This window comes from Nocardioides panacisoli, assembly GCF_019448235.1.
GTDB lineage: Bacteria > Actinomycetota > Actinomycetes > Propionibacteriales > Nocardioidaceae > Nocardioides > Nocardioides panacisoli_A.
In genome coordinates, this window is sequence record NZ_CP080409.1 from 2,362,332 (window position 1) to 2,383,511 (window position 21,180).

19 protein-coding genes are annotated in these 21,180 nt (G+C 72.4%); 3 read left to right on the forward strand and 16 right to left on the reverse strand.

What is annotated here, in order from left to right:
* Nucleotides 1-109: 109 nt before the first annotated feature.
* Nucleotides 110-2,656: a hypothetical protein gene (locus KUV85_RS11530; RefSeq protein WP_219960038.1), complete on the reverse strand. Its 2,547-nt coding sequence runs from the start codon at nt 2,654-2,656 to the stop codon at nt 110-112.
* 80 nt (nt 2,657-2,736) lie between these two features.
* Here KUV85_RS11530 and KUV85_RS11535 point away from each other — a divergent pair, with 80 nt between their 5' ends.
* Nucleotides 2,737-4,206: a M1 family metallopeptidase gene (locus tag KUV85_RS11535; RefSeq protein WP_219960039.1), complete on the forward strand. Its 1,470-nt coding sequence runs from the start codon at nt 2,737-2,739 to the stop codon at nt 4,204-4,206.
* Nucleotides 4,207-4,245: 39 nt separating this feature from the next.
* On the opposite strand, the gene KUV85_RS11540 is transcribed toward KUV85_RS11535, so the two are convergent.
* The 3 genes from KUV85_RS11540 to pdhA are packed head-to-tail and all read right to left on the reverse strand — an operon-like array spanning nt 4,246 to nt 7,816.
* Nucleotides 4,246-5,649, reverse strand: a complete 1,404-nt coding sequence (locus KUV85_RS11540; RefSeq protein WP_219960040.1) for a dihydrolipoamide acetyltransferase family protein — start codon at nt 5,647-5,649, stop codon at nt 4,246-4,248.
* A 17-nt stretch (nt 5,650-5,666) separates the two neighbouring features.
* The gene (locus KUV85_RS11545; RefSeq protein WP_219960041.1) at nt 5,667-6,644 is read right to left on the reverse strand and encodes an alpha-ketoacid dehydrogenase subunit beta; all 978 of its coding nucleotides are present in this window, start codon (nt 6,642-6,644) and stop codon (nt 5,667-5,669) included.
* On the reverse strand, nt 6,641-7,816 hold the full coding sequence (pdhA, locus tag KUV85_RS11550) for a pyruvate dehydrogenase (acetyl-transferring) E1 component subunit alpha (RefSeq protein ID WP_219960042.1): 1,176 nt from the start codon (nt 7,814-7,816) through the stop codon (nt 6,641-6,643). Before pdhA ends, KUV85_RS11545 begins: the two co-directional genes overlap by 4 nt.
* 224 nt (nt 7,817-8,040) lie before the next feature.
* On the opposite strand from pdhA, the gene KUV85_RS11555 reads away from it, so the two are divergent.
* Nucleotides 8,041-8,361 (forward strand): putative quinol monooxygenase, encoded by a 321-nt coding sequence (locus tag KUV85_RS11555; RefSeq protein ID WP_219960043.1) that lies wholly within the window; start codon nt 8,041-8,043, stop codon nt 8,359-8,361.
* Between the two features lie 57 nt (nt 8,362-8,418).
* On the opposite strand, the gene KUV85_RS11560 is transcribed toward KUV85_RS11555, so the two are convergent.
* Complete coding sequence (locus tag KUV85_RS11560; protein WP_219960044.1) at nt 8,419-9,351, reverse strand: glutathione S-transferase family protein; 933 nt, start codon at nt 9,349-9,351, stop codon at nt 8,419-8,421.
* Between the two features lie 175 nt (nt 9,352-9,526).
* The gene (locus KUV85_RS11565; RefSeq protein WP_219960045.1) at nt 9,527-9,775 is read right to left on the reverse strand and encodes a DUF2510 domain-containing protein; all 249 of its coding nucleotides are present in this window, start codon (nt 9,773-9,775) and stop codon (nt 9,527-9,529) included.
* 119 nt (nt 9,776-9,894) lie between these two features.
* Between KUV85_RS11565 and KUV85_RS11570 the strand changes: the two genes are divergently transcribed.
* On the forward strand, nt 9,895-10,284 hold the full coding sequence (locus KUV85_RS11570; protein ID WP_219960046.1) for a phage holin family protein: 390 nt from the start codon (nt 9,895-9,897) through the stop codon (nt 10,282-10,284).
* 78 nt (nt 10,285-10,362) lie between these two features.
* On the opposite strand, the gene KUV85_RS11575 is transcribed toward KUV85_RS11570, so the two are convergent.
* From KUV85_RS11575 to KUV85_RS11620, 10 genes are read right to left on the reverse strand one after another with little or no spacing between them, the layout of a single operon-like run.
* A complete protein-coding gene (locus KUV85_RS11575; protein ID WP_219960047.1) occupies nt 10,363-12,318 on the reverse strand; it encodes a PQQ-like beta-propeller repeat protein in 1,956 nt (651 codons plus the stop codon).
* The gene (locus KUV85_RS11580) at nt 12,315-13,268 is read right to left on the reverse strand and encodes a sulfotransferase domain-containing protein (RefSeq protein WP_219960048.1); all 954 of its coding nucleotides are present in this window, start codon (nt 13,266-13,268) and stop codon (nt 12,315-12,317) included. The genes KUV85_RS11575 and KUV85_RS11580 overlap by 4 nt, the downstream gene beginning before the upstream one ends.
* On the reverse strand, nt 13,265-14,833 hold the full coding sequence (locus KUV85_RS11585; RefSeq protein ID WP_219960049.1) for a polysaccharide biosynthesis C-terminal domain-containing protein: 1,569 nt from the start codon (nt 14,831-14,833) through the stop codon (nt 13,265-13,267). The genes KUV85_RS11580 and KUV85_RS11585 overlap by 4 nt, the downstream gene beginning before the upstream one ends.
* Nucleotides 14,817-15,761 (reverse strand): glycosyltransferase family 2 protein, encoded by a 945-nt coding sequence (locus KUV85_RS11590; protein WP_219960050.1) that lies wholly within the window; start codon nt 15,759-15,761, stop codon nt 14,817-14,819. Before KUV85_RS11590 ends, KUV85_RS11585 begins: the two co-directional genes overlap by 17 nt.
* Entirely contained in the window at nt 15,758-16,921 is a 1,164-nt protein-coding gene (locus KUV85_RS11595; protein ID WP_219960051.1) for a hypothetical protein, read from the reverse strand. Before KUV85_RS11595 ends, KUV85_RS11590 begins: the two co-directional genes overlap by 4 nt.
* A gap of 10 nt (nt 16,922-16,931) precedes the next feature.
* Complete coding sequence (locus KUV85_RS11600; protein WP_219960052.1) at nt 16,932-18,257, reverse strand: O-antigen ligase family protein; 1,326 nt, start codon at nt 18,255-18,257, stop codon at nt 16,932-16,934.
* Nucleotides 18,254-18,844 carry an acyltransferase gene (locus tag KUV85_RS11605; protein WP_219960053.1) on the reverse strand — a complete coding sequence of 197 codons (591 nt, stop codon included), beginning with the start codon at nt 18,842-18,844 and terminating at the stop codon, nt 18,254-18,256. The genes KUV85_RS11600 and KUV85_RS11605 overlap by 4 nt, the downstream gene beginning before the upstream one ends.
* Nucleotides 18,841-19,398 carry a glycosyltransferase gene (locus KUV85_RS11610; RefSeq protein ID WP_219960054.1) on the reverse strand — a complete coding sequence of 186 codons (558 nt, stop codon included), beginning with the start codon at nt 19,396-19,398 and terminating at the stop codon, nt 18,841-18,843. Before KUV85_RS11610 ends, KUV85_RS11605 begins: the two co-directional genes overlap by 4 nt.
* Nucleotides 19,395-19,898 (reverse strand): hypothetical protein, encoded by a 504-nt coding sequence (locus KUV85_RS11615; protein ID WP_219960055.1) that lies wholly within the window; start codon nt 19,896-19,898, stop codon nt 19,395-19,397. Before KUV85_RS11615 ends, KUV85_RS11610 begins: the two co-directional genes overlap by 4 nt.
* Before the next feature lie 6 nt (nt 19,899-19,904).
* Nucleotides 19,905-20,999 (reverse strand): hypothetical protein, encoded by a 1,095-nt coding sequence (locus tag KUV85_RS11620; RefSeq protein ID WP_219960056.1) that lies wholly within the window; start codon nt 20,997-20,999, stop codon nt 19,905-19,907.
* Nucleotides 21,000-21,180 lie beyond the last annotated feature (181 nt).

Genomic DNA, 21,180 nt, shown 5'->3' on the forward strand with positions numbered 1-21,180 from the left:
TAGGCCCCACTCCCCCCGTCCGCGCTGCAAGGGAAGCCTTACTACGGTCGGGGTTCCTCGATCCTACCGTCGGGTAACTTACCGCGCCGGTGGTTCCGCCGACGACCGGTCAGCGTGAGACACGGACCACGTTGCCCCCGGCGTCGAACGCGATCCGCAGCCGGACCTCGTCGCCGTTGCCGCGCTCGGCACAGATCTCGAAGGCGTCCCCGAGTCGTTGGTGGGGCTGGCCCACCGCCTGCAGCACCTCGCGGGTTCCCATGCCCGGCCGGACCTCGCGGCGGACCGCGGCCGGCGTGAGGCGCCGGTCCGGGTTGCGGCACGAGTCCGGCGCGATGCCGGTCGCCCGCTCCCACATCTGCAGGTAGGCCTCGGCGCCGCGGGTCATGTCCTCGACGATGGCGTCGCCGTCGCCGTTCTGGCGGTCCGCGATCCGGCGCAGGTCCTCGATCCAGTCCGGGTAGAGGCCGTACTGCGCGACCCCGTCGACGTTGATGTCCCAGGTCCGCTCACCGGCGGTCTGCCGATCGATCTCAACGCCACCCAGACCCGTGAACGGGTAGGTCACCGGGTTCGGCACGTCGGCGCCGCGCGGGTCGCCCTGGGCACCGAGGCCGTTGATGTCGGCGCCGAAGCCGAACCCGAAGTAGTAGCGGTCGTCGGCCCACCCGAGATGGCGACGCCACTTCTGCACGAACCCCTCGGCGTCACCGGCGTAGGGCGTGATGAACCCGCCCGCCTCGTAGATGCGCGGGTAGGTGTCGGGCGTGGACCAGGAGTGGGAGGAGATGACGCCCTGGTGGCCCAGGTCCTCGATGGTGTCCATCGCGGTGGCACGGGCCTTCACGCTGAGGTGGTCGGGGTCGAAGATCATGTCCCGGTCGGCCAGGGCCTCGATGGTGTGGGTGCCGAGGTCGGTCAGGCCGCGCCGGTTGCAGTGGGCGGGCTGCTGGTAGAGCGGCACCGCCGGCAGCACGTCGCCGAAGACCTTGCCGATCGCGCCGAAGAGCGCGTCCTGCTGGCCGGCCGAGATGTCGGGCAACGTCAACTGCGGGTTGTCGTGGCTCTCACCGTCGGCCGGCTCGCAGTGCTCCATGTCCCAGAACGTGCCGGTCTCGAGGAAGTTGGCGGCGTTGACGGCCACGCCCACCTCGCCGGCGTCACCGGCGACCCCGGCCAGTGCGTTGTCGAACTTGTTGACCAGCTCCATCTGCCGGACCCCGAGGTCGTGCATCTCGTCGAGCTGGGCGTCGATGTCGGCGGGGTCGCAGGCGGCCACGTCGCGGCCGCCGACCTGCTTGAAGGTGCACCCGAACGGCACGCTCGTCTCGATGCCCATCACGACCGCGAGCTTGCCGGCGTTGATCACCTCGCGCGCCTCGAACGGGTCGGTCACGATGCGGTAGAACCCGCGGCCGGGGCCGCCGTACTGGGCGTCGACGTAGTCCTGCAGCTCATACATCCGCTGGGCCTGGAGCCGCAGCGAGTCCATGTCGTCGCACGAGTTCTTCTTCAACGGGTAGAGCTGGCAGAGCTTGTTGTTCTCCACCAACAGGTTGACGAAGAGCCGCTCGCCGCCGCGCCAGGCGCGCTCGAGCCACTTCCAGTAGGTGCCCTCGTGGGTCAGCGAGTTCGGGGCGGGCCAGTCCTTGAAGGTCGGCCAGCCGACGGGGTCGTGGTACGGCTCGCCGGACAGCGCCGACTCCAGCACGCCTCCCAGGCCGAGGGTGGCGGTGTGGTCCGGGCAGTCCTGGAGGGCGGTCGGCGCCCCGTAGCGGTGCCAGGGCCGGCCGCAGTGGACGCGTCCGCCGAGGAACTCGAACGCCATCCCGTGGGTGTGGGCGTCGACGTACCCCCGGACCTCCTGGTACGGCGTCACTCCTGCGTGCGGGTCACCGGTGACGTTGACGTCGGCCTCGGGGAAGGGGTCGCACCCCTCGGCGAGCCGGAGCCGGAAGACGGCGCCGGCCGGACGGGCGACGACGCGGTTGCCACGGACGGCGAGCTCCTTGCCGTCGGCGGCGAGCACGAAGCCGTCACCGCGTGGCGTCAGTGCCCAGTCGGCGCGGGGGTTGGGCTGCGCGACCAGCTTGGCCCACGAGGTGACCACCGCCCAGGCGAGCTCCCCGTCGGCGGTGTGCAGCAGGTAGCTGCCCAGGTCGGTCGCCTGGAAGCGGAAGGGCGTGGGGGTGTCGGACAGCTGCACGCGAGTGCCGGTGGTGGCGAGGAAGCGGCCGTCCGGTGCGCGGACCGTGTAGCAGCCGCCGGCCATCTCGTAGCGGTCGGCGGGCACGCTCGACCGCTCGCGGGCGAAGGAGGCGGTGGTGAGCTCAGGGTCGGGCAGGTCGCGCTCGGCGGCGACGAACTGCTCGGCGTCGTCCCGTTCCGCGGCCGTGGTGGGGTCGACGGTGTCCTCTCCGGTGACCGCCGCGCGGGAGACCGAGTTCTTGGTGGCCGGGTCACTGTGGTCGTGGTCCGGGGTGCCGGGGAGGTGCGCGTGGCCCGACGGTGCGTCGGCGAGCAGCTGCGCGTCGGCCGCGACGACCGACCCTCCCCCGCCGGGGGCGATCACCGCGACGGCGATCACCGCGGCCGCGGCGGCCCCGGTGATCGCGAGGTGGCGGGTGGTCGTGCGCGTGCTTCGCCCGGTGCCCATGTCCCTCCAACGAGGCAACGGCGGCCGGGTCCCGCCGCCGGCGCCGAGGCCCGTCGGGGCCCGGCAGGCATCATGGAGGGGTGCTCGTCCGCGCCCGCCTCCGCTCCACCGCCCTCGGGACCGCTGCGCTGGTGCTGCTCGCCGCCTGCAGCACCTCGGCCTCGGAAGAGGCCTCCCCCACCGACCCCAGCGCGAGCGCGTCGGCCGGTCAGGCGACCGAGGACGGTGCCGACGACGAGCTGGCCGTGGCCCTCAGCGAGCCGCGCGAGGACTCGGTCTACCCCGAGTCGGGCGACCCCGGCGTCGACGCACTGCACTACCGGCTCGACCTCACCTGGCAGCCGAAGCGTCGCCACCTCGACGCGGTCGAGGAGGTGACCCTGCGGGCCACCGAGGACGCCCGCGAGCTCCGCCTCGACCTCAGCGACGCCCTCACCGTGACCGCGGTCCGGGTCGACGGCCGCGACACCGACTGGACCCAGGGCAAGCACGACCTGCGCATCCACCGCCCCGTCGAGCGCGACGAGCGCTACGTCGTCCAGCTCGCCTATGAAGGCACGCCCCGACCGGCCACGGCACCGACCGAGCGCAGCGACTTCGACGGGCTCGGCTGGCACGTCACCGACTCCGGCGAGACCTGGACGATGCAGGAGCCCTACGGCGCCCACACCTGGTACGCCGTCAACGACCAGCCGGCCGACAAGGCCCTCTACGACTTCACCCTCACCGTCCCGGCGCCGTGGACCGGCATCGCCAACGGCGAGCTGACCGGGACCACCGAGCAGGACGGCCGGCGGACCACCACCTGGCACCTGTCCGAGCCGGCGTCGTCGTACCTCACCACCGTCGCGTTCGGCGACTACACGGCGTACGAGTCCGAGTCCGAGTCCGGCGTCCCGGTCACCGTGTGGTCCCCCACCGGCCGCGGCACCGGCGACCAGCCGCTGGGCGAGACCGGCTACACCGCCGAGGCACTCGACTGGGCCGAGGACCTGTTGGGCCCCTACCCCTTCGACACCCTCGGCGCCGTGATCGTCGACAGCGCCTCGGCGATGGAGACCCAGACGATGATGACCCTGGGCGATGCGGCCTATCCCACGTCGCGGCCCGTCGTGGTCCACGAGGTCGTGCACCAGTGGTACGGCAACACGGTCTCGCCGGCCGACTGGAGCGACGTGTGGATGAACGAGGGCATGACGATGTACCTGCAGTGGTGGTGGGAGGCCGAGCACGGCGACCTCACCCTGGAGGAGATCGTCACCGGCGCCCGCCAGCAGGTCCCCGACATGCGCAGCCTCGCCGGCCCGCCCGCGGCGTACGACCCGGACAACTTCGGACAGTCCAACATCTACTTCATCCCCGCGATCATGTGGCACGAGCTGCGCCAGCGCATCGGCGAGGAGGCCTTCCGCGAGATGCTGCGGGCCTGGCCGGAGGAGATGGCCAACTCCGCGCGCGACCGCGACGAGTACGTCGCCTGGGTCGAGGAGCAGACCGGCGCGGAGCTCACCGACTTCTTCGAGGGGTGGCTGCTCGGCGACGCCACCTGAGCGTCCGGGGGCCTGCGCGGCCCCCGGGACGCGCAGGGCTCAGAACATCATCGCGGTGCCGGGGTCGGACACCATGCCCGCGACGTCGGCGAGGAACGTCGATCCCGCCGCACCGTCGATGTGGCGGTGGTCGAAGGACAGCGCCAGGGTCACCACGTCGCGGGGCTCGACGCGCTCCGCGCCCGTCTCGTCGGTGACCACCCACGGCTCGCGACGGATCGCCCCCAGGCACAGGATCGCCGACTCACCGGGGTTGATGATGGGCGTGCCGGCGTCGACACCGAAGACGCCCACGTTGGTGATGGAGAACGAGCCGCCGGCCTGGGCGGCCGGCTGGGTGCGTCCCTCGCGGGCGGTGGCCGTCAGCTGGTTGATCTCGGCCGCCAGGTCGCGCAGCCCGAGCTGGTCGGCGCCCTTGATGTTGGGCACCACCAGTCCGCGTGGCGTCGCCGCGGCGATGCCCAGGTTGACGGTCGGCTTGATCACGACCTCCTGGGCGTCGGAGTCCCAGAAGGAGTTGATGATCGGCGTACGCCGCATCGCCAGCGTGACGGCGCGCGCGACCACGAGCATCGGCGAGAGCTTGAGGTCCCGGAAGTCGCGGTGCTGCTGCAGTCGCCGCACCAGCTCCACCGTCGGCGTCGCGTCGACGGTGACCCACTCGGTGACGTGGGGCGCGGTGAACGCCGAGGACACCATCGCGGCCGCCATGTGCTTGCGGACGCCCTTGATGGGCTCGCGGACCTCCTCGCCGGAGACCACCGGGCTCGCGGCGCGATGGCTGCCCGCGGCCGGCGCGCCAGCGGCGCCACCGCCGCCCGCCGCCTGCTCCACGTCCTCGCGGGTGACCACGCCACCGTCACCGGTGGGCGCGACGTCGGCGAGGTCGACGCCGAGGTCCTGGGCCAGCTTGCGGACCGGGGGCTTGGCGAGCACGCCGTTGCCGCTGCTGCCGGCCGCCTCCTCGCCGCCGGGGCTGACCCGGGCGCGGCGCTTGAGGCTGGTCTCCTTCGGGCCGTAGCCGACCAGCGTCGGGTTGCCCTCCGGCGGGACGTTGGTGTCGATCGGCTCCGAGGCGGCCGGCGGCTGCGGCGTCTCGGTGGTCTCGGGGACCGGCACGTCCTCGGCCCCGGACCCCTGCTCGGCCTCGGCAGCCGGCTCGGCGGCCTGCTCGGGTGCGGGCTCGGCCGGTGCCGCTGCGGCAGCACCGGGCTCGCCGATGTCGATGATCGGGGTGCCGACCGGGATGGTCTCGCCCTCCTCGACCAGCAGTGCGGTGATCTCGCCGGCGTAGGGCGAGGGCAGCTCCACGATCGACTTCGCGGTCTCGATCTCGACGATGATGTCGTTGACGGCCACGGTGTCACCGACGGCGACGCGCCAGGTGACGATCTCGGCCTCGGTCAGTCCTTCGCCCACGTCGGGCAGCTTGTACTCAGCCACGGTGTCTCGGGTCCCTCTCAGAAGCTCAGCGAGCGGTCGACGGCGTCCAGCACTCGGTCCAGGTCGGGCAACCAGTCGTGCTCGATCCGGGCCGGCGGGTACGGCGTGTCGAACCCGCCGACACGCAGCACCGGGGCCTCGAGGGAGTAGAAGCAGGACTCGGTGATCCGGGCGGCGAGCTCGGAGCCCATGCCGAGGTTGACGTGCGCCTCGTGGACCACGACCGCGCGGCCGGTGCGGCGCACCGACTCCACGACCGGGCCCATGTCCAGCGGGGACAGCGTGCGCAGGTCGATGACCTCCAGCGAGCGCCCCTCGTCGGCGGCGACCTTGGCGGCGTCACGGCAGGTGCTCACCGTCGGCCCGTAGGCCAGCAGCGTCAGGTCGTCGCCGGACTGGACCACGCGGGACTCCCACAGCGACGCCGGCGAGGCCGTCTCGTCCACGTCGGCCTTGGCGCCGTGGTAGAGCCGCTTGGGCTCGAGGAAGATCACCGGGTCGTCGGAGGCGATGGCCTGCTGGATCATCCAGTAGCCGTCCTCGGGGTTGGAGCAGGCGACCACCTTCAGTCCCGGGGTGTGCGCGAACTGCGCCTCGGGGGACTCGCTGTGGTGCTCGACCGCGCCGATGCCGCCACCGAACGGGATGCGGATGACCATCGGCATCGCGAGCCGGCCGCCGCTGCGGGCGTGCATCTTCGCGACCTGGCACACGATCTGGTCGTAGGCGGGGTAGACGAAACCGTCGAACTGGATCTCCACCACGGGGCGGTAGCCGCGCAGCGCCATGCCGACGGCCGTGCCGACGATGCCGGACTCGGCCAGCGGCGAGTCGATCACGCGGTCCTCGCCGAAGTCCTTCTGCAACCCGTCGGTGATGCGGAAGACGCCGCCGAGCTGGCCGACGTCCTCACCCATGATGAGGACCTTGGGGTCGTCGTCCATCGCACGGCGCAACCCCGCGTTGAGGGCCTTGGCCAGGGTCATCGTCGTCATCGGGCACCTCCCTCGGCCGGCGCGAACGAGTCGAGGTACTGCGCGTAGGCGTCGCGCTGCGCGGCCAGCTCCTCGGTCTGCTCGGCGTAGGTGTTGTCGAACGGTGAGAGCGGCGAGGGGTCGGCCAGCTCCTTGCAGACCTTGCGCATCCGCTCGCCGAGGTCGTTCGCCTCCTGGTCCACGTCCTCGAAGAAGGACTGCTCGGCCAGCCCCTTGCGCTTGAGGTGCGCCTCGACGCGGGCGATCGGGTCCTTGAGCTTCCAGTGGTCCACGTCGCTGCCGAGCCGGTAGCGGGTCGGGTCGTCGGTCGTGGTGTGGGCGCCCATCCGGTAGGTGTAGGCCTCGATCAGCGTCGGGCCCTGGCCCTCCCGGGCGTGCTTGAGCGCGGCCTGGGTGACGGCGTACGTCGCGAGGACGTCGTTGCCGTCGACGCGCACGCCGGGGAAGCCGAACCCGAGGGCACGCTGGTAGAGCGGGATGCGCGACTGGCGCTCGATGGGCTCCGAGATCGCCCACTGGTTGTTCTGGCAGAAGAACACCACGGGTGCGTTGTAGGAGGCGGCGAAGACGAAGGCCTCGTTGACGTCGCCCTGGGAGGACGCACCGTCACCGAAGTGCGCCAGCACGGCGCTGTCGCGGCCGTACTCGCCGGTGCCGACGTTGCCGTCGCGCTGCATCCCCATCGCGTAGCCGGTCGCGTGCAGCATCTGCGCGCCGATCACGATCGTGTAGTAGTGGAAGTGGTGCTCGACGGGATCCCAGTCGCCGTAGTCGGTGCCCCGGAACAGGCCCAGCAGCTTGGCCGGGTCGATGCCGCGGCACCACGCGAGACCGTGCTCGCGGTAGGTCGGGAAGACGTGGTCCTGCGAGCGCAGTGCGCGGCCGGCGCCGATCTGCGCGGCCTCCTGGCCCAGCAGCTGCGCCCAGATGCCCAGCTCGCCGTGGCGCTGCAGCGCGGTCGCCTCGGTGTCGAGTCGGCGTACGAGCACCATGTCGCGGTAGAAGCCGCGGATCTGCTCGGCGGTGAAGCCCATGGCGAAGTCGGGGTGCTCCACCCGCTCGCCCTCGGGGGTGAGGAGCTGGACCAGCTCCGGCCCGCCGTCCTCCTCGGCCCGGCTCAGCTGGACGGGTCCGTAGGACTCCGCCAGGTCGGGTACGACGTCGTCGGTCATCGCTGCGCCACTCCTCTTCTCGCCGCCGAACGGGGTCTCCGTGCTCGGGCAGTCAGGCTTGCTCAGGCTGAGAGGCGTGCCGGACAACCGCATGGGTGGCGGCTGTGACCCGGCCCACATCTCGTGGGTCACAACGTACCGCGCCGCACCACCGACGCCAATCCGCCGCGCACCCCGTCGCGGAGCCGATGAGTCGCACCCGGCCGCGCCGTAGCCTGAAGGGCATGATCCTGATCTGTGTGAAGTGGAAGGTGAAGCCCGAGCACGCCGAGGCGTGGCCGGAGATCACGCGCGAGTTCACCGAGGCGACGCGCGCTGAGCCGGGCAACCACTTCTTCGAGTGGTCGCGCAGCCTGGCGGACCCCAACGAGTACGTGCTGCTCGAGGCGTTCGACGACGACGCGGCCGAGGCGCACGTGACCTCCGACCACTTCCAGAAGGCGCGTCAGGACCTGCCGCAGTACGTCCAGGAGACGCCGCTCATCCGCAACATCCAGGGCCAGCCCGCCGAGTGGGACCGGCTCGGCGAGTTCCAGGCCGACTGAGTCGCCGCGGGTCGGCGGTCGCAGGCGCGACCGCCGATCCCGCGCGAGCGCGCCGCGTCAGCCGCGACCGTGCGGCTCGTCCCAGACCGAGAGGTCCGGACCCTTGGGAACGACCCCGGTCGGGTTGATGAAGTCGTGCACCACGTAGTAGTGCGCCTTGATCTGGTCGAAGTCGATCGTCTCGCCGAAGCCGGGCGTCTGGTAGAGGTCGCGGGCATAGCCCCACAGCGCCGGCATCTCGGTGAGCTTGTTGCGGTTGCACTTGAAGTGGCCGTGGTAGACGGCGTCGAAGCGGGCCAGCGTGGTGAAGAGGCGTACGTCGGCCTCGGTGATCGCGTCGCCCATCAGGTACCGGCGGTCCGTCAGCCGCTCCTCGAGCCAGTCCAGCGCGGCGAACAGCCGGTCGTAGGCCTCCTCGTAGGAGCTCTGGTCGCCGGCGAAGCCGCAGCGGTAGACGCCGTTGTTGACCTCGGTGAAGACCCGGTGCATGACCTCCTCCATCTCCTCGCGGAGGTGGTCGGGCCACAGGTCCGGCGCGTCGGGCTTGTGGAACTCACGCCACTCGAAGGAGAAGTCGTGGGTGATCCACGGGAAGTCGTTGGTGACGAGCTTGCCGGTGGACTCCTCGACCATCGCGGGCACGGTGATGCCGCGCGGGTAGTCGGGGATCCGGGCGAAGTAGGCCTCCTGCAGCCGCTCGATGCCCAGGACGGGGTCCTTGCCCCCCGGGTCGAGGTCGAAGGTCCAGCTGCGCTCGTCGTGGGTCGGGCCCGGCATGCCCAGCGAGATGACGTCCTCGAGGCCGAGCAGCTTGCGGATGATGATCGCGCGGTTGGCCCAGGGGCACGCCGCGGCGGCGATCAGGCGGTAGCGCCCCGGCTCGACCGGCCACAGCTCACCCGCCACCTCGCCGTGCTCGGGGGTGCGGGCGTCCTTGGTGATGCGGTCGGGGACGTAGTTCATGTCGCGCTCGAACGGTTTGGTTCCCATGTCAACCACATTAGCGGGTCGATGAGAAAAGGGCGTTCCTGCCGACGCGTGGGCTCGGGGAGGGAGACCGGCTCGAGGGGGTCTCGACACGCCCGCTCGTCCCTCACGGGCGGCTCGACCACCAAGGAGTCCCAAGCACTCACGGGCGCCAGCGACCGTGTCGAGACCCGGCGGGTCAGGAGGCCAGCAGCGCGGCGTTGATGCCGAGCAGGGCCAGCAACGCGATGACGCCGAGGACGAGCGCGGTGACCAGCAACGGCTTGGCGGCGCCGCCGGTGGCCGTGGCGGCCGGGGGCGGCCCGGGCTCGGTCGGCCCCGCGCCGGGCGGCGGCAGGGTGCGCTCGGTCCACCCGGTGCCGTCCCACCACCGCTGGTTGCCGTCCCCGTCGACGTACCAGCCGGGGGCCGGAGTGTCCTCACTCATGCGCGCTCCTCGTCGCCTCGGTCCTGCGGTGGGCACCGTACGCCGCGATCCTTCCACGCCGGACCCGACGCGGCCGGGAGTCACCCCGCCGACGGCGCGGTGCTGACACACTGAGGTCCATGACCAACCTCCTCGTGCGGTGGGCCATCACGGCGATCTCGCTGGCCGTGGCCGCGCACTTCCTCGACGGCATCTGGTTCGACGGGGCGGACTCCGGCCAGCAGGAGATCCAGGACAAGCTCGTCCCGTTGCTACTGGTGGCCGCCATCTCCGGAGCCGTCACGGCCTTCGTGAAGCCGGTCGTGAAGCTGCTGTCGCTGCCGCTGATCCTGCTGACGTTGGGGATCTTCCTGCTGGTGATCAACGCACTGATGCTGATGTTCACCGGGTGGCTCTCGGAGCAGGTCGGCATCGGCTTCCACGTGGACGGCTTCTGGCCGGCAGTGGGCGGCGCGATCATCATCAGCCTCACCACCTGGATCCTCGACGCCCTGGTGGGCGAGGACTGAGGAGCCGGAGCCCGACGGCACCGGGACGGGGCATCACTCGCCCCGCCCCGGTGCCGATCAGTCCGGGTCAGTGCCCGCTCAGCGCTTGCCGCCCAAGCCCTTCACCAGGCCCCGCACGTCCTTGCGGTCGGGCAGCCAGCGACGCAGCTCGCGGATGGTGGTCGGCACGCTCTGGTCGTCCAGGACCGGCTTGAGCACCTTCTCCTTGACCTTCGGCGGAACCACCCGGCCGTTGTGTCGCAGGCCCAGGCGCTCCGCGGCGTCCTCGGCCGCGCGCTGGGCCGCCGTACGGGGCTCCACGGTCGGCTTCGGTGCGCCCCGACCACCACGCGTGGCGGTTGCCGCACCCGACGGTCCGCCCGTCCACACCAGGCTCGAGGTCGTCGCGGTGCCACTGGAGGAGGCCGCCTGCGCCCGGGTCGCCGCCGTGTCTCCGACCACGAAGGTGGGCGTGCGCACCGACCAGACCTGGTTGCCGGCCGGGTCCTTGACCAACACGCGGTAGTAGACCCGCTGGCCACGCGTCACGCCGGTGTCGACCACGTCGAAGGTGTCCAGCTCGTAGGGAACCGTCTCGGAGTCGACGACCGCGATCGGGTTGGTGGTGTGCCAGTCGCGATAGACCTCGTAGGTCAGGTCGACGTCGTCGCGGTCGGAGGCCTCCAGGACCCGGAGGTTGACCCGCGCGCAGCCGTCACAGGTGCTGCCCGAGGGCCAGGCCGCACGTTCGGGGGCGGACGAGCCGACACCGAACCGGCTGATGTTGGTCTGGGCGCTGCCGTTGAGGGTGTCGTAGCCACCACCCATCACGAGCTGCTCGCCGTCGGTGGCGAGCGCGCGGGACAGCAGCCGCGAGTCCGGGTTGGCGCTGGTGCCGCCGGTCTGCACGAAGTAGGGACGCACCGTCCCGGTGTCCTTGTCCAGCGCGTGGATCGCCAGGTTCACCCGCGGCGACTGCTCGGGCATGCCGCCCGCGTCGGCGCAGTCGTGGGCGTGGCTGGCGACGTAGACGTCGTCGCCGATGGGCAGGACGCCGAAGGTGTCGCCGTAGCACTTGGCGTACCACCGCTCGTTGCCGTTGCTGGTGTCGATGGCGAAGACGCCCTCGGTACGCCGCGAGGTGGACGCGCGGTCGTCACGACCGCCGACGTAGACGGTGTCGTCCTGGACGGCGAGTGAGGTGCCCCAGCTGGTCGGTGAGTAGAGGTACTCGCTGTCGTAGAAGGACACGTTGGCACCGGTCTGGGCGGAGACCGCCGCGAAGCCCTGCGTCGCCTGCCCGTTCATCGCGCGGAACGGCCCCGCGGCGAACACCTGGGAGTCGTCGCTGGAGACCGCGAGGTCCACCACGCGCAGCGACTCGCCGTCGATCCGGTTGGAGATCCGCGGCGCCCAGGACCGCAGCGAGTTGTCGGTGAGGTCGAAGGCGGCCAGGTCGTTGCGCGTGGACCAGTTGGCGCGGGTGAAGGCGCCACCGACGTAGAGCGTCTCGCCGTCGTTGGAGGCGGCCAGCGCGTCGACGAAACCGTCGGTGCCGTTCCAGCCGACGACGCCGAGGAAGTCGCCGGTGGCGGTGTCGAACTTCGCCACGTGCTCGGTGCGCTCGCCGTCGATCTGGTTGAAGTCACCACCGACGTAGAGGGTCTCCCCGTCGGGCGAGAGCTCCAGCGCCCGCACGATCGGCGGCGCCGAGCTCCAGGTGTTGACCAGCTCGGGGGTGAACGAGGCGATCGGCGCTCCGGTCTGGGCGTCGAACGCCGCGAGGTAGGCCTGTCCGGTCTCCTGGCTGCCGCGAGCGGCGCCGTGGGGTCGGGTCGAGGTGAAGCCGCCGCCGGCGTAGATGCGGTCACCGGCGACCTCGACGTCCCACACCGGGCCGTTGGTCTGCCCCATGGCGGTGGCGCTGCCCTGCATCAGGGTGTGGGTGTCGTCGAACGCGACGGCAGGTGGCGTCGCCACCGCCAACGCGACGGTGGTCATCGCCAGGCCGGCGAGGGCTGCCGTCGTACGACGCAGCAGCGAGGGGGTGTTCATCGGGCTCCTCCCAGGAGGGGTTCGGGTGTCGGGGTGGCGGGGGCGGACCAGGCGTCGGTCCAGGTGGGGTCCCCGAGGACGTCGGCGAGGCGGCGGTTGTGCGGCGCGTAGTGCTCCTCGAGGTCACGCCGCACCTCGGCCGCCATGGGCGAGCTCGGCATGTGGTTGCGCCAGCGCGGATCACCCTCGTGATCGGCGAGGCCGAGGAAGTCGTGGACGGTGCCGAGGACTCCGGGCTGGTCGCGGTAGAGGTCCTCCGCACGCACCACGAGGACCTGCGACCGGTCGAAGTGTGCCAGCCACCCGGCCACCTGGTCGGCGTACTCACCGCGCGAGCGGTAGGAGAACCAGTCCCGGGCACGGGAGTCGTGGTCGGGGTCGGCGAGCATGCGGTCGAGCTCCCCCGCAAGACGTGCCGGCTCGGCCGCCAGCGCGGCGGCGAAGTCGAGGTCCTCGGTGCCCTCCTTCACCCGCTCCTTCCAGTGCGAGTACGCCCGCTCGACCGGGTCGCGCAGCGAGATCAGCACCTTCACCTCGGGGAAGAGCTCGGCCGCCCGGGCCGGGACCCGGGGGTCGAAGAGGTAGGTCGGGCACGCGTCCCCCACCAGCGACGCGCCGTGGGCGCGGGCGTGGCGGCGGCGGGCCACCGTCGTCGGGAAGTGGCCGCGGTACCAGGCCGGGCCTCGCACGTAGTACTGGGAGAAGAAGTGGGGGCTCTTGAGGTGCTTGGCCGCCGGCACCATCGACTGCACCTGTGGGTGGTCCGCGAGCGCGTTCCACAACGTCGTCGTGCCGCCGCGCTTGGTGCCCACGACCAGGAAGTCCGGTCCCGGGCGGAACGCGGCGGTGGCCGTCGTGCCCCACCGGATGCCGCGTTCGACGGTGTCCTTCGCGCCCCGGGGCAGGCCACGCTTGAGCAGCCGCACCGCGGCCGGGTCCGTCGTACTCATCGTCGTCCTCCGATCATCTCGGGCAGGTCCTCCAGGTGGAGCGCACGGCGGTTGGCCCAGATCAGGCCGACGTAGGCCGCGACCCCGGCCAGTGCGTGGAGCGCCAGCCAGCCGATCGACTGCTCCCCGACCAGGCGGACCACCAGGCCCAGCAGGCCGAAGGAGCCGGCGCACACGGCGGCGGCCACCAGCAGTCCGCGGTAGGGCGGCACCGCTCCGGTGTGGCGGTGGCCGCGCACCAGGCACAGCACCGAGTCCAGGCCCAGCGAGAACGACCACGCGATCGCCGCACCGACCAGGCCGTACGCCGGCACCAGCACCAGGTTGAGGCCGATGTTGACCAGCAGCGTGAAGAAGGTGTTGGTGGCGGTGAGGCCGCTGTGGCCGGCCATCAGCACGACTGCGTTGATGTTGCCCATCAGCAGGTAGAACAGGATGCCCAGCGCCATCACCGACAGTCCGTCGGCCGCGACCACGAAGTCCTCGCCGATCCAGCCGAGCACCAGCGGCGCGAAGGTCGCGAGCAGGAAGAACCATGGCCACGACAGCAGCACCAGCCAGATCGAGGACAGCTGGTAGGCCCGGTTGGCACGGCCGTGCGCCTGCTGCGCGTACGCCGCCGCGATGGTCGGGGCGGACCCGACCCGCATGGCCTCCATCGCCATGGTGCCGGTGGTCACGAACCGGCTGGCGGCGGCGTACGCACCGGCCATGGCGGGACCCAGGAAGTAGCCGACGATCAGCACGTCGACCCACACGATGCAGGTCTCGAAGAAGGAGGCGAACCCGCGCGGGACGTTGAAGCGCCACACCTCGCCGGCCAGCTGCCGCGCCGGGGTGGGCGGGAGCGGCTCGGCGCAGCGGGTGCGCTCGTCGGCGGCCCGCCGGACGACGTACCAGACGACGCCGAGGTCCATCACGACCAGCGGCAGGGCCCACACGAGGACCAGCAGGCCGCCGTTGCCGCCGGTGGCGAGCGCCATCGCGGCGATCAGCGCCACGCGCGCGGTGGACAGGCCCACCTGGTAGGCGAGGATGTAGGGGCGCAGGTCGCCGAAGCCGCGCGAGCCGACCAGCGCCGCCTGGCCGAAGGCCGAGAAGACCAGGGTCACCGCGACGACCCGCAGGTGGGTCTGCAGCACCTCGGCGTCGTCGGCGAGCAGCGCCGAGGCGACCGGGCCCGAGGCCAGCCACAGGGCGGTGCCGAGCAGCGCGCTCCACACCAGCACGGGCACGGCCGTGACCCGCACCGTCGCCCAGACGTCCTCGTGCGCGTGCAGCGAGCGCCGTCCCGAGACCATCCGCAGCAGCCCGGTGTCGGCACCGAGCACGGCGATGCCGTTGAGGATGGTCCAGATCGCGACCGCCTCGAAGAAGATGCCGGCCTGGTGGGCGCCGAAGAGGCTCCCCACGAGCAGCGTGAGCGCGAAGCCGGCGACCCCGGCGTACATCGAGCCCGCCATCGTGAGCAGCCCGCCGCGCGCGATGGTCTGCTTGTCGGCCGAGGACTCCCCCGCGCCGGGACGGAGCGGGGTCACCACGGGGGCCTCAGATGCCGCGGCCATACGCGTGCAGCCTCCGTTGCACGAACTCGGCGCGAGCCGGACTCCCGCCCACCAGGCGCGCCAGGACAGCGCGCGGCTCCCACGGGTTGTCGCGGCGTACCCGGCGCAGGCGGGACTTCGCCTCGGCGTGGCGACCCGAGGCGGACAGCGCGAACGCGATCTGGCCCTCGATGCGGGCACGACCACGCGGCGACGTCGCGAACTCGGGGTGCTTGGCGAGCAGGTGGTCCAGCGCGGCCGCGATCATCGGCCACTTGCTGAAGTAGTGCGACTGGCCCGCCCAGACGATCTCGGCCACGATCTCCTCGACGAGCACGATGCTGCCCGCGCGGGCGAGCCGCAGCAGCAGGTCGTAGTCCTCGGCGTAGCCGCCGGGCAGGTGCTCGTCCCACCCCCCGACCTCGCGCAGGGCCCCGGTCCGCATCAGCAGGGTCGAGGGGTGCAGCTCCATGATCCGGTCGCGCAACAGGTCGGAGTGGTTCACCACGTCGGCCGGCGCCGGCCGCTCCACCGTCCGGTCGCCGCTGAGCACGCGGATGCCGCCGCCGGCGCACACCGCGTCCGGACGCTGCTGGAGCAGGGCGACCTGCGCGCGCAGCTTGCCCGGCAGCCACCGGTCGTCGTCGTCGCACAGGGCGACCAGCCCGGTGCCGACCAGCGCCAGGCCCTTGTTGCGGGCGCGGGCCAGACCCGGGTGCTCCTCGTTGTCCTCGACACGCAGGGACCACGTGGGACGGGGCGGCGCCGGCAGGTCGGCGTCGGCCGGGATCGGGCCGTCGAAGACGCAGATGACGTGGACGTCCCCGGCGTAGTCCTGTGCCCACAGCGAGGCGAGTGCCTCCCGCAGCAGCGCGAGCCGGTCGCGGGTGGAGATCAGGACCGTGACGTCGGGCTGCGCGGTCCCGGCGGTCGGGCCCGTGGTGGTCATCGCAGCGACTCCAGCAGGGCGTCGAGCTGCGAGGACGAGGCAGTGCCCGTGGACTCCTCGCGTCCAGCGGCGTCCGTCTCGGCCTCGACGAGGACCTGCATCGCCAGCTCGGTGGCCTGCTCGGTCACCGTGACCATGCCGGCCGGCGCGACCTCGACCATGGCGAGCCGCTCCACCAGCGCCCGCACGTCGCTCACGGGCTGGTCCTCGAGCACCAGCAGCACCACCTGGCCACCGGCCGCCGCCTCCTCGAGGTCGTCGCGGTCCGCGTGGTCCATCGTCGCCACGTCCGGCAGCGTCCGGGTGAGCAGCTCGGCGACCGCGTCGGCGCAGCGCCCGATCGGCACCAGCAGCACGCGGGCGTCGGAGCCGACCATGGCCGGGAGGAACATCCGGTGCGCCTGGCGGGGTCGCACCTCCTCGGTGATGCGACCGAGCAGCCGCAGGCCGGGGATCGGAACGCCGGCACGGATCCGGGGCGCCGCGGCCTCGACGAGCAGCGCGAGCAGGGCACCGAGGATCGCGCCCCCGACCAGGCCCACCGCGACGTAGGTGGCCGGCCGCAGCACCGACTGCTCCGCGGAGTCGGCGGGGTCGCGCACGATGCTGCCGGGCTCCACGACGGTGAGCTCGAGGTTGCGCAGCTCCGAGGCGACCGCGTCGCGGTTGTCCGGCGCCGTCACCGTCGCCTGCTGACGCAGCAACGCCATGCGGCCGTCGATCTCGTCGCGGGCGGTCTGCATCGCGCGGTCGAGGTAGACCTGGGCGGCCACGGCGGCACCGCGCTCGGCCCGCTCGTCGGTCTCGGCGTCGTAGGTGAAGTCGACCAGCGAGGTCCCCGACCGGTTGGCGACCCGCAGGTTCTCGGCCACGGCGTCGGGCTCGACCTCCAGGATCCGGGCGACCTCGTCGACCTGGGGCTGCAGCGCCGCGATCTGTGCCTCCGTGTCACCGGCACGGGTGTCGTCGGAGACCTGGCCGGCCGGCGCGAAGCCCGGACCGAGCTTCACGGTGGCGGTCGCGGAGTACTGCGTCGGCATCTGGCTCGCGAGCAGCAGTCCGCCGAGCAGGCCGACGACGACGCCCACGGCGACCAGCCAGCGGCGCGCACGGAGCGCGACGGTCAGTTGGGGCACGTACATGATCTCGGCAGCGCGCATGCGGGGTCCTTCAGCGTGGGATCGGGAGCTCATCGGGGGTTCCTTGGCGAGACGGCGACGAGGTGTCGCGGGGGTCTGGGGGATCGGGCCGGTGGCGACCGGCGGTGGTGGCGCACACGGCGAGGGCGACGAAGGCGACCGCGAGGCCGTCGGGCACGACCTCGTAGAAGACCAGCTGGGCCAGCAGGACGAAGCCCACCGCGTGCAGCCACACCTCGGGCGCACGGCCCTCGCGAGGACGCCAGGCCCACAGGGCCGCGAGCAGCGCGAGCACGAAGAGCGCGGCACCGATGAACCCCTGGGAGACCAGCAGGGTCCAGATCTGGCCGTGCGTGCCGACGGCCACGTCGTTGCTGTCGGCCAGTCCGGCCGAGGACTGCGGCGAGGCGTAGCCGACCAGCGGCGACTTCATCGCGAGGCCGAGCGAGGCGTCGTACAGCGTGGCGCGGGTGGAGGTGTTGGAGTAGGCGAACCGGTCCGCGATGAGCTCGGAGAGCGGCGAGAGCAGCACCGCGAACGTCCCGACGACGGCCGTGGTCACCACGGCGACCAGGGGCCGGAAGTCGCCGGCGAGGGCACGCCGCACCAGCACGTAGGCGACCGCGAGGCCGATGGAGATCCAGCAGCCGCGGTTGAGCGAGATGATCACCGGGATCGCCCCGATGACCAGCAGCGCGACCAGGGCCACTCGGAGCGCGACCCGGCGGGTCGTCACCAGGGCGTAGATCGCGATCGGGGTGGTGATCCCGACCGCGGCCCCCCACTCGTTGGTGTAGGCGAACAGCGGGCTGGGGCGGGCGATGCCATAGACCTGGTCCCACTCGGAGAACTGCGGCCGGGCGCTGTCACGCAGGAAGGAGTTGCCGATGCCGGCGTGCTGCATCAGCCAGTCCATCGGGCTGGTGAAGGTCAGCCCGGGCACGATGACGCCGGGCAGGGCGAGCACCAGGGCGCTGGCCCACATCGCGACGATCGGCCAGATCAGCAGCCGCGGGGTGAGTCCGCGGCGCAGCGCGTTCCACACGTAGAGACCGATGACGAAGGCGGCGACGTACATCGTCAGCCGCATCGCGTACGACGCCCCGTAGCGCATCGTGGTGAGGGCGACCGCCGAGAGCAGCACCCAGGCGAGGAAGCCGGCGAACAGCACGAACGGCGCGGGCACCTCCACCCGTCGCCACCGCGACAGCAGCCACAGCCCGAGCGGGACGGCCGCCAACGGCGCGGCGGCGCGCTGGATGCCCAGCGCCCACCACACCGGCAGCGCGACCCACCACATGACCAGGGGCAGCGCGGACCACCACAGCGGGCGGACCTTCTTCTGCAGGGTGCTCATGCGCGGCCCCCCGCGAGGACGGCCTCGGACGGAGCGGACGGCGCGGCTGGCGCCAGGTCGCGGACCCGTCGGGCCGGCACGCCGGCGTACAGGCCGCCGGGCGCGCAGTCCTCGGTGACGACCGCGCCGGCGGCGACGACGCAGCCGCGGCCGATGGTGACGCCCGGCAGCACGGTCGCGCGGGCACCGAGCCACACGTCGTCCTCGATGGTGGTGGTGAGGTAGCGCTCGGCGCGGCGGTCCGCCGCGGCCAGGTCGTGGGTGGCGGTCAGCACCATCACGGCCGGTGCCAGGTGGCAGCGCGCACCGATGTCGATGCGGCCCTTGCCGACGTCGAGGTAGCAGTCGTGGTTGAGGAACGTCTGCTCGCCCAGGCTCAGCGCGGTGCCGGTGAGGCGCACACCGGGGAAGACGTTGGAGGTCCGCGCATCCACGCCGGCGAGCAGGTAGACCAGCCGGCGCAGCGGGCGGGGCAGCAGGACGGACCCGGCGACCACGTTGAGCACGACGTGGCGCACCGCGATGCCCAGGTCGAGGCCGGCGGCGGCCAGCAGTCGGGACACGAGGGAGGTCGTGGGGCGACTCATCGCTGCACCGCCCGGCGTACGGACCGCAGCATCGGGGTGCGGCGGTGGGGGTGGGCCGGAAGTTGCTCCAACTCGGCGACCAGGGCCCGCAGGCCGGCCGGCTCGGCGATCGTGGCGGTGCGGGTCTCCCGGGCGGCCGGCGTCGTGGCCAGGCGGGCGCGGACGAGCCGCTCCAGCGTCGACCGGTCCTCGGCGACCTCGGCCAGGCCGCCGTCGCGCACCGCGGCCGCGAAGCGCTGCTGGTGATGGTCGACGTGCTCGCCGTGCTGGGGGTCCCGCGGCACCAGCACCGGGACGTGCCCGGCATGGCGGGCGTCCATCAGGGTGCCGGGGCCGCCGTGGCACACGACGACCTCCGCCCGCACCATCAGGTCGAGGAGCTCGGCGTGGGGCACGAACGGCCGTGCGCCGGCGACCGCCGGCGCCGCGGAGTGGCCGTGCTGGACGAACACCCGGTCGGCGCCGAGGTCGGCGGCGAGCGCATCGAGCCACCCCACGAGACGGTCGAAGGGGTGGTGGTCGGTGCCGAGGGAGGCGACGATCAGGCCACTCACAGCAGCGGCCCCACCACTGTGGCATCCGGGTACGCCGCGAGCTGGCTCTCCCACTGCACCACCTGGCGCGTGGTGAAGGGACCCACGAGCCGGCCGGTGAGGGTGGCGCTGTCGACGCGGTCGTAGACCTCGATGAACACCGTCGGGATGCGCAGCAGCCACGCCACGACGAAGAAGGGTGCGGTGACGCCGGCACCGGCGCTGACCACGAGCCGCGGCCGGTGGCGGCGCAGCACGCGCCAGGCCAGGACGACGTTGCGCAGCGCGTTGCGCGCGTTGCGGGTGGTCGGGAAGTGGGAGTTGATCACGACCTCGCGCTCGAGGCGGTCCTGCACGTCCGGCGTCGGCGGGGCGACCCACAGGCGGCGCCGGGTGCCCCACCACTCACGCAACGTGAGCAGCTGGGCGAGGTGTCCGCCCTGGCTGGTGACGAGGAGGACGTCGGGCCGCGGCGGGGCTGCCGCGCGGAGACGCACCTCCCCGGTGTGCAGGAAGGCCATGACGGGTTACCGGCCCCGCTCGCCGTGGTCGGTGCCGCCGATCATCGTCGACTCGGTCGCGGACTCCTCGGCGTCGTCCCCCGCGTCCTCGGTGTCGGCCGCCGACTCCGGGTCGTCCTCGGGGTCGCTCGCGGAGTCGGTGGCCCCGCCCGCGTCCTCGTCGGTGCCCTCGGGCCGGATCGCGTCCAGGCCGGCGTCGCTGAGCAGGGCGTCGACCTCGTCGTCGGTCAGGTCCTCGGGCGCGGTCGTCGCGGCGGCGTCGGCGGTGCGGTGCTCGACCAGCATGGCCTCCATCTCCTCCACGCGGCGCTGGAGGCCGACCACGAAGGAGCCGGCGGCGTCGGCGAACTCCGCGACGCTGGCCCGCGCGTCGGCGAGCAGGGTGGTCGACTGGGCGAGCAGGTCGCTCGCGCGGGCCCGGAGGATCTCGGCGTCCTTGGCACCGGCGGCAGTGACGCGCGCGACGTAGCGTGCGGCCTCCTCCTCGGCCTCGATGCGGGCGGTACGACGCGCCTCGAGGCGGATCTCCTCCGCGTCGTCGCGAGCCGTCACCTCGAGGTTCGCCACGAGCTCGGAGACCGCCCGACGCTGGTCGGCGGCCCAGGCCTTGGTCTCGGCGCGGGAGCGCTGGACGTGACCCTCGGCCTCCTCGGCCAGGCGGTTGGCCATGGCCCGTGCCTCGAGGAGGATCTGCTCACCCTGGGAGGTGGCGTCGGCGCGTTCGCGTGCGGCCAGCTCGAGCATGGCCTGCGCCTGCTGCTGGGCCTGGAGCGCCGACTTCAGCGCCTCGCTGTGGCTGGTCGCCTCCTCGGTGACCTCGTGCCACACCTCGGGGCGTTCCACCGGCTCCTCGGAGCTGAGCGACCCGAGTCGCGCGAGCATCTCGTCCACCGTGTCGCGGGCGGGCGACTCCGAGGGCGTGGTCGTGCCGCCGGTGCCCGTCGACCCCGAGAAGGGCTCCGCCCCGGGACTGGGGTGCACGGGGGACGCCGCGGCGTCCTCGGCGGTCTCGGCCGCGCCGTGCTGGTCGGACCACTTCTTCATCTCCGTGCGCCACGAGTCGCCGGGCGAGGCGTCGTAGGGCTTGTGCCGTTTGAACATGCCCCTCTAGTGCCGCCCGGGGCCGGTTTGATCCAGCGGATCTGGAAAAAGTTTCGGTGGCACCACCCTGCCCGGCCCGCGTGTCAAGTGCCCACGCCACGAACACGGTGGAGAGTTTTTGTCTGGGACGCGTAACGTCGGCCACCGACCTGCGTTGAGCAGGGTGGCCGGGAGACCCCCG

Coding starts and splice junctions, on each gene's coding strand:
- KUV85_RS11575 (WP_219960047.1), bottom strand. CDS start 12,318: ATGAACACCCCCTCGCTGCTGCGTCGTACGACGGCAGCCCTCGCCGGC.
- KUV85_RS11590 (WP_219960050.1), bottom strand. CDS start 15,761: ATGACCACCACGGGCCCGACCGCCGGGACCGCGCAGCCCGACGTCACG.
- KUV85_RS11570 (WP_219960046.1), top strand. CDS start 9,895: ATGACCAACCTCCTCGTGCGGTGGGCCATCACGGCGATCTCGCTGGCC.
- KUV85_RS11560 (WP_219960044.1), bottom strand. CDS start 9,351: ATGGGAACCAAACCGTTCGAGCGCGACATGAACTACGTCCCCGACCGC.
- KUV85_RS11555 (WP_219960043.1), top strand. CDS start 8,041: ATGATCCTGATCTGTGTGAAGTGGAAGGTGAAGCCCGAGCACGCCGAG.
- KUV85_RS11545 (WP_219960041.1), bottom strand. CDS start 6,644: ATGACGACGATGACCCTGGCCAAGGCCCTCAACGCGGGGTTGCGCCGT.
- KUV85_RS11600 (WP_219960052.1), bottom strand. CDS start 18,257: ATGAGCACCCTGCAGAAGAAGGTCCGCCCGCTGTGGTGGTCCGCGCTG.
- KUV85_RS11620 (WP_219960056.1), bottom strand. CDS start 20,999: ATGTTCAAACGGCACAAGCCCTACGACGCCTCGCCCGGCGACTCGTGG.
- KUV85_RS11595 (WP_219960051.1), bottom strand. CDS start 16,921: ATGCGCGCTGCCGAGATCATGTACGTGCCCCAACTGACCGTCGCGCTC.
- KUV85_RS11605 (WP_219960053.1), bottom strand. CDS start 18,844: ATGAGTCGCCCCACGACCTCCCTCGTGTCCCGACTGCTGGCCGCCGCC.
- KUV85_RS11580 (WP_219960048.1), bottom strand. CDS start 13,268: ATGAGTACGACGGACCCGGCCGCGGTGCGGCTGCTCAAGCGTGGCCTG.
- KUV85_RS11565 (WP_219960045.1), bottom strand. CDS start 9,775: ATGAGTGAGGACACTCCGGCCCCCGGCTGGTACGTCGACGGGGACGGC.
- KUV85_RS11615 (WP_219960055.1), bottom strand. CDS start 19,898: ATGGCCTTCCTGCACACCGGGGAGGTGCGTCTCCGCGCGGCAGCCCCG.
- KUV85_RS11585 (WP_219960049.1), bottom strand. CDS start 14,833: ATGGCCGCGGCATCTGAGGCCCCCGTGGTGACCCCGCTCCGTCCCGGC.
- KUV85_RS11530 (WP_219960038.1), bottom strand. CDS start 2,656: ATGGGCACCGGGCGAAGCACGCGCACGACCACCCGCCACCTCGCGATC.
- pdhA (WP_219960042.1), bottom strand. CDS start 7,816: ATGACCGACGACGTCGTACCCGACCTGGCGGAGTCCTACGGACCCGTC.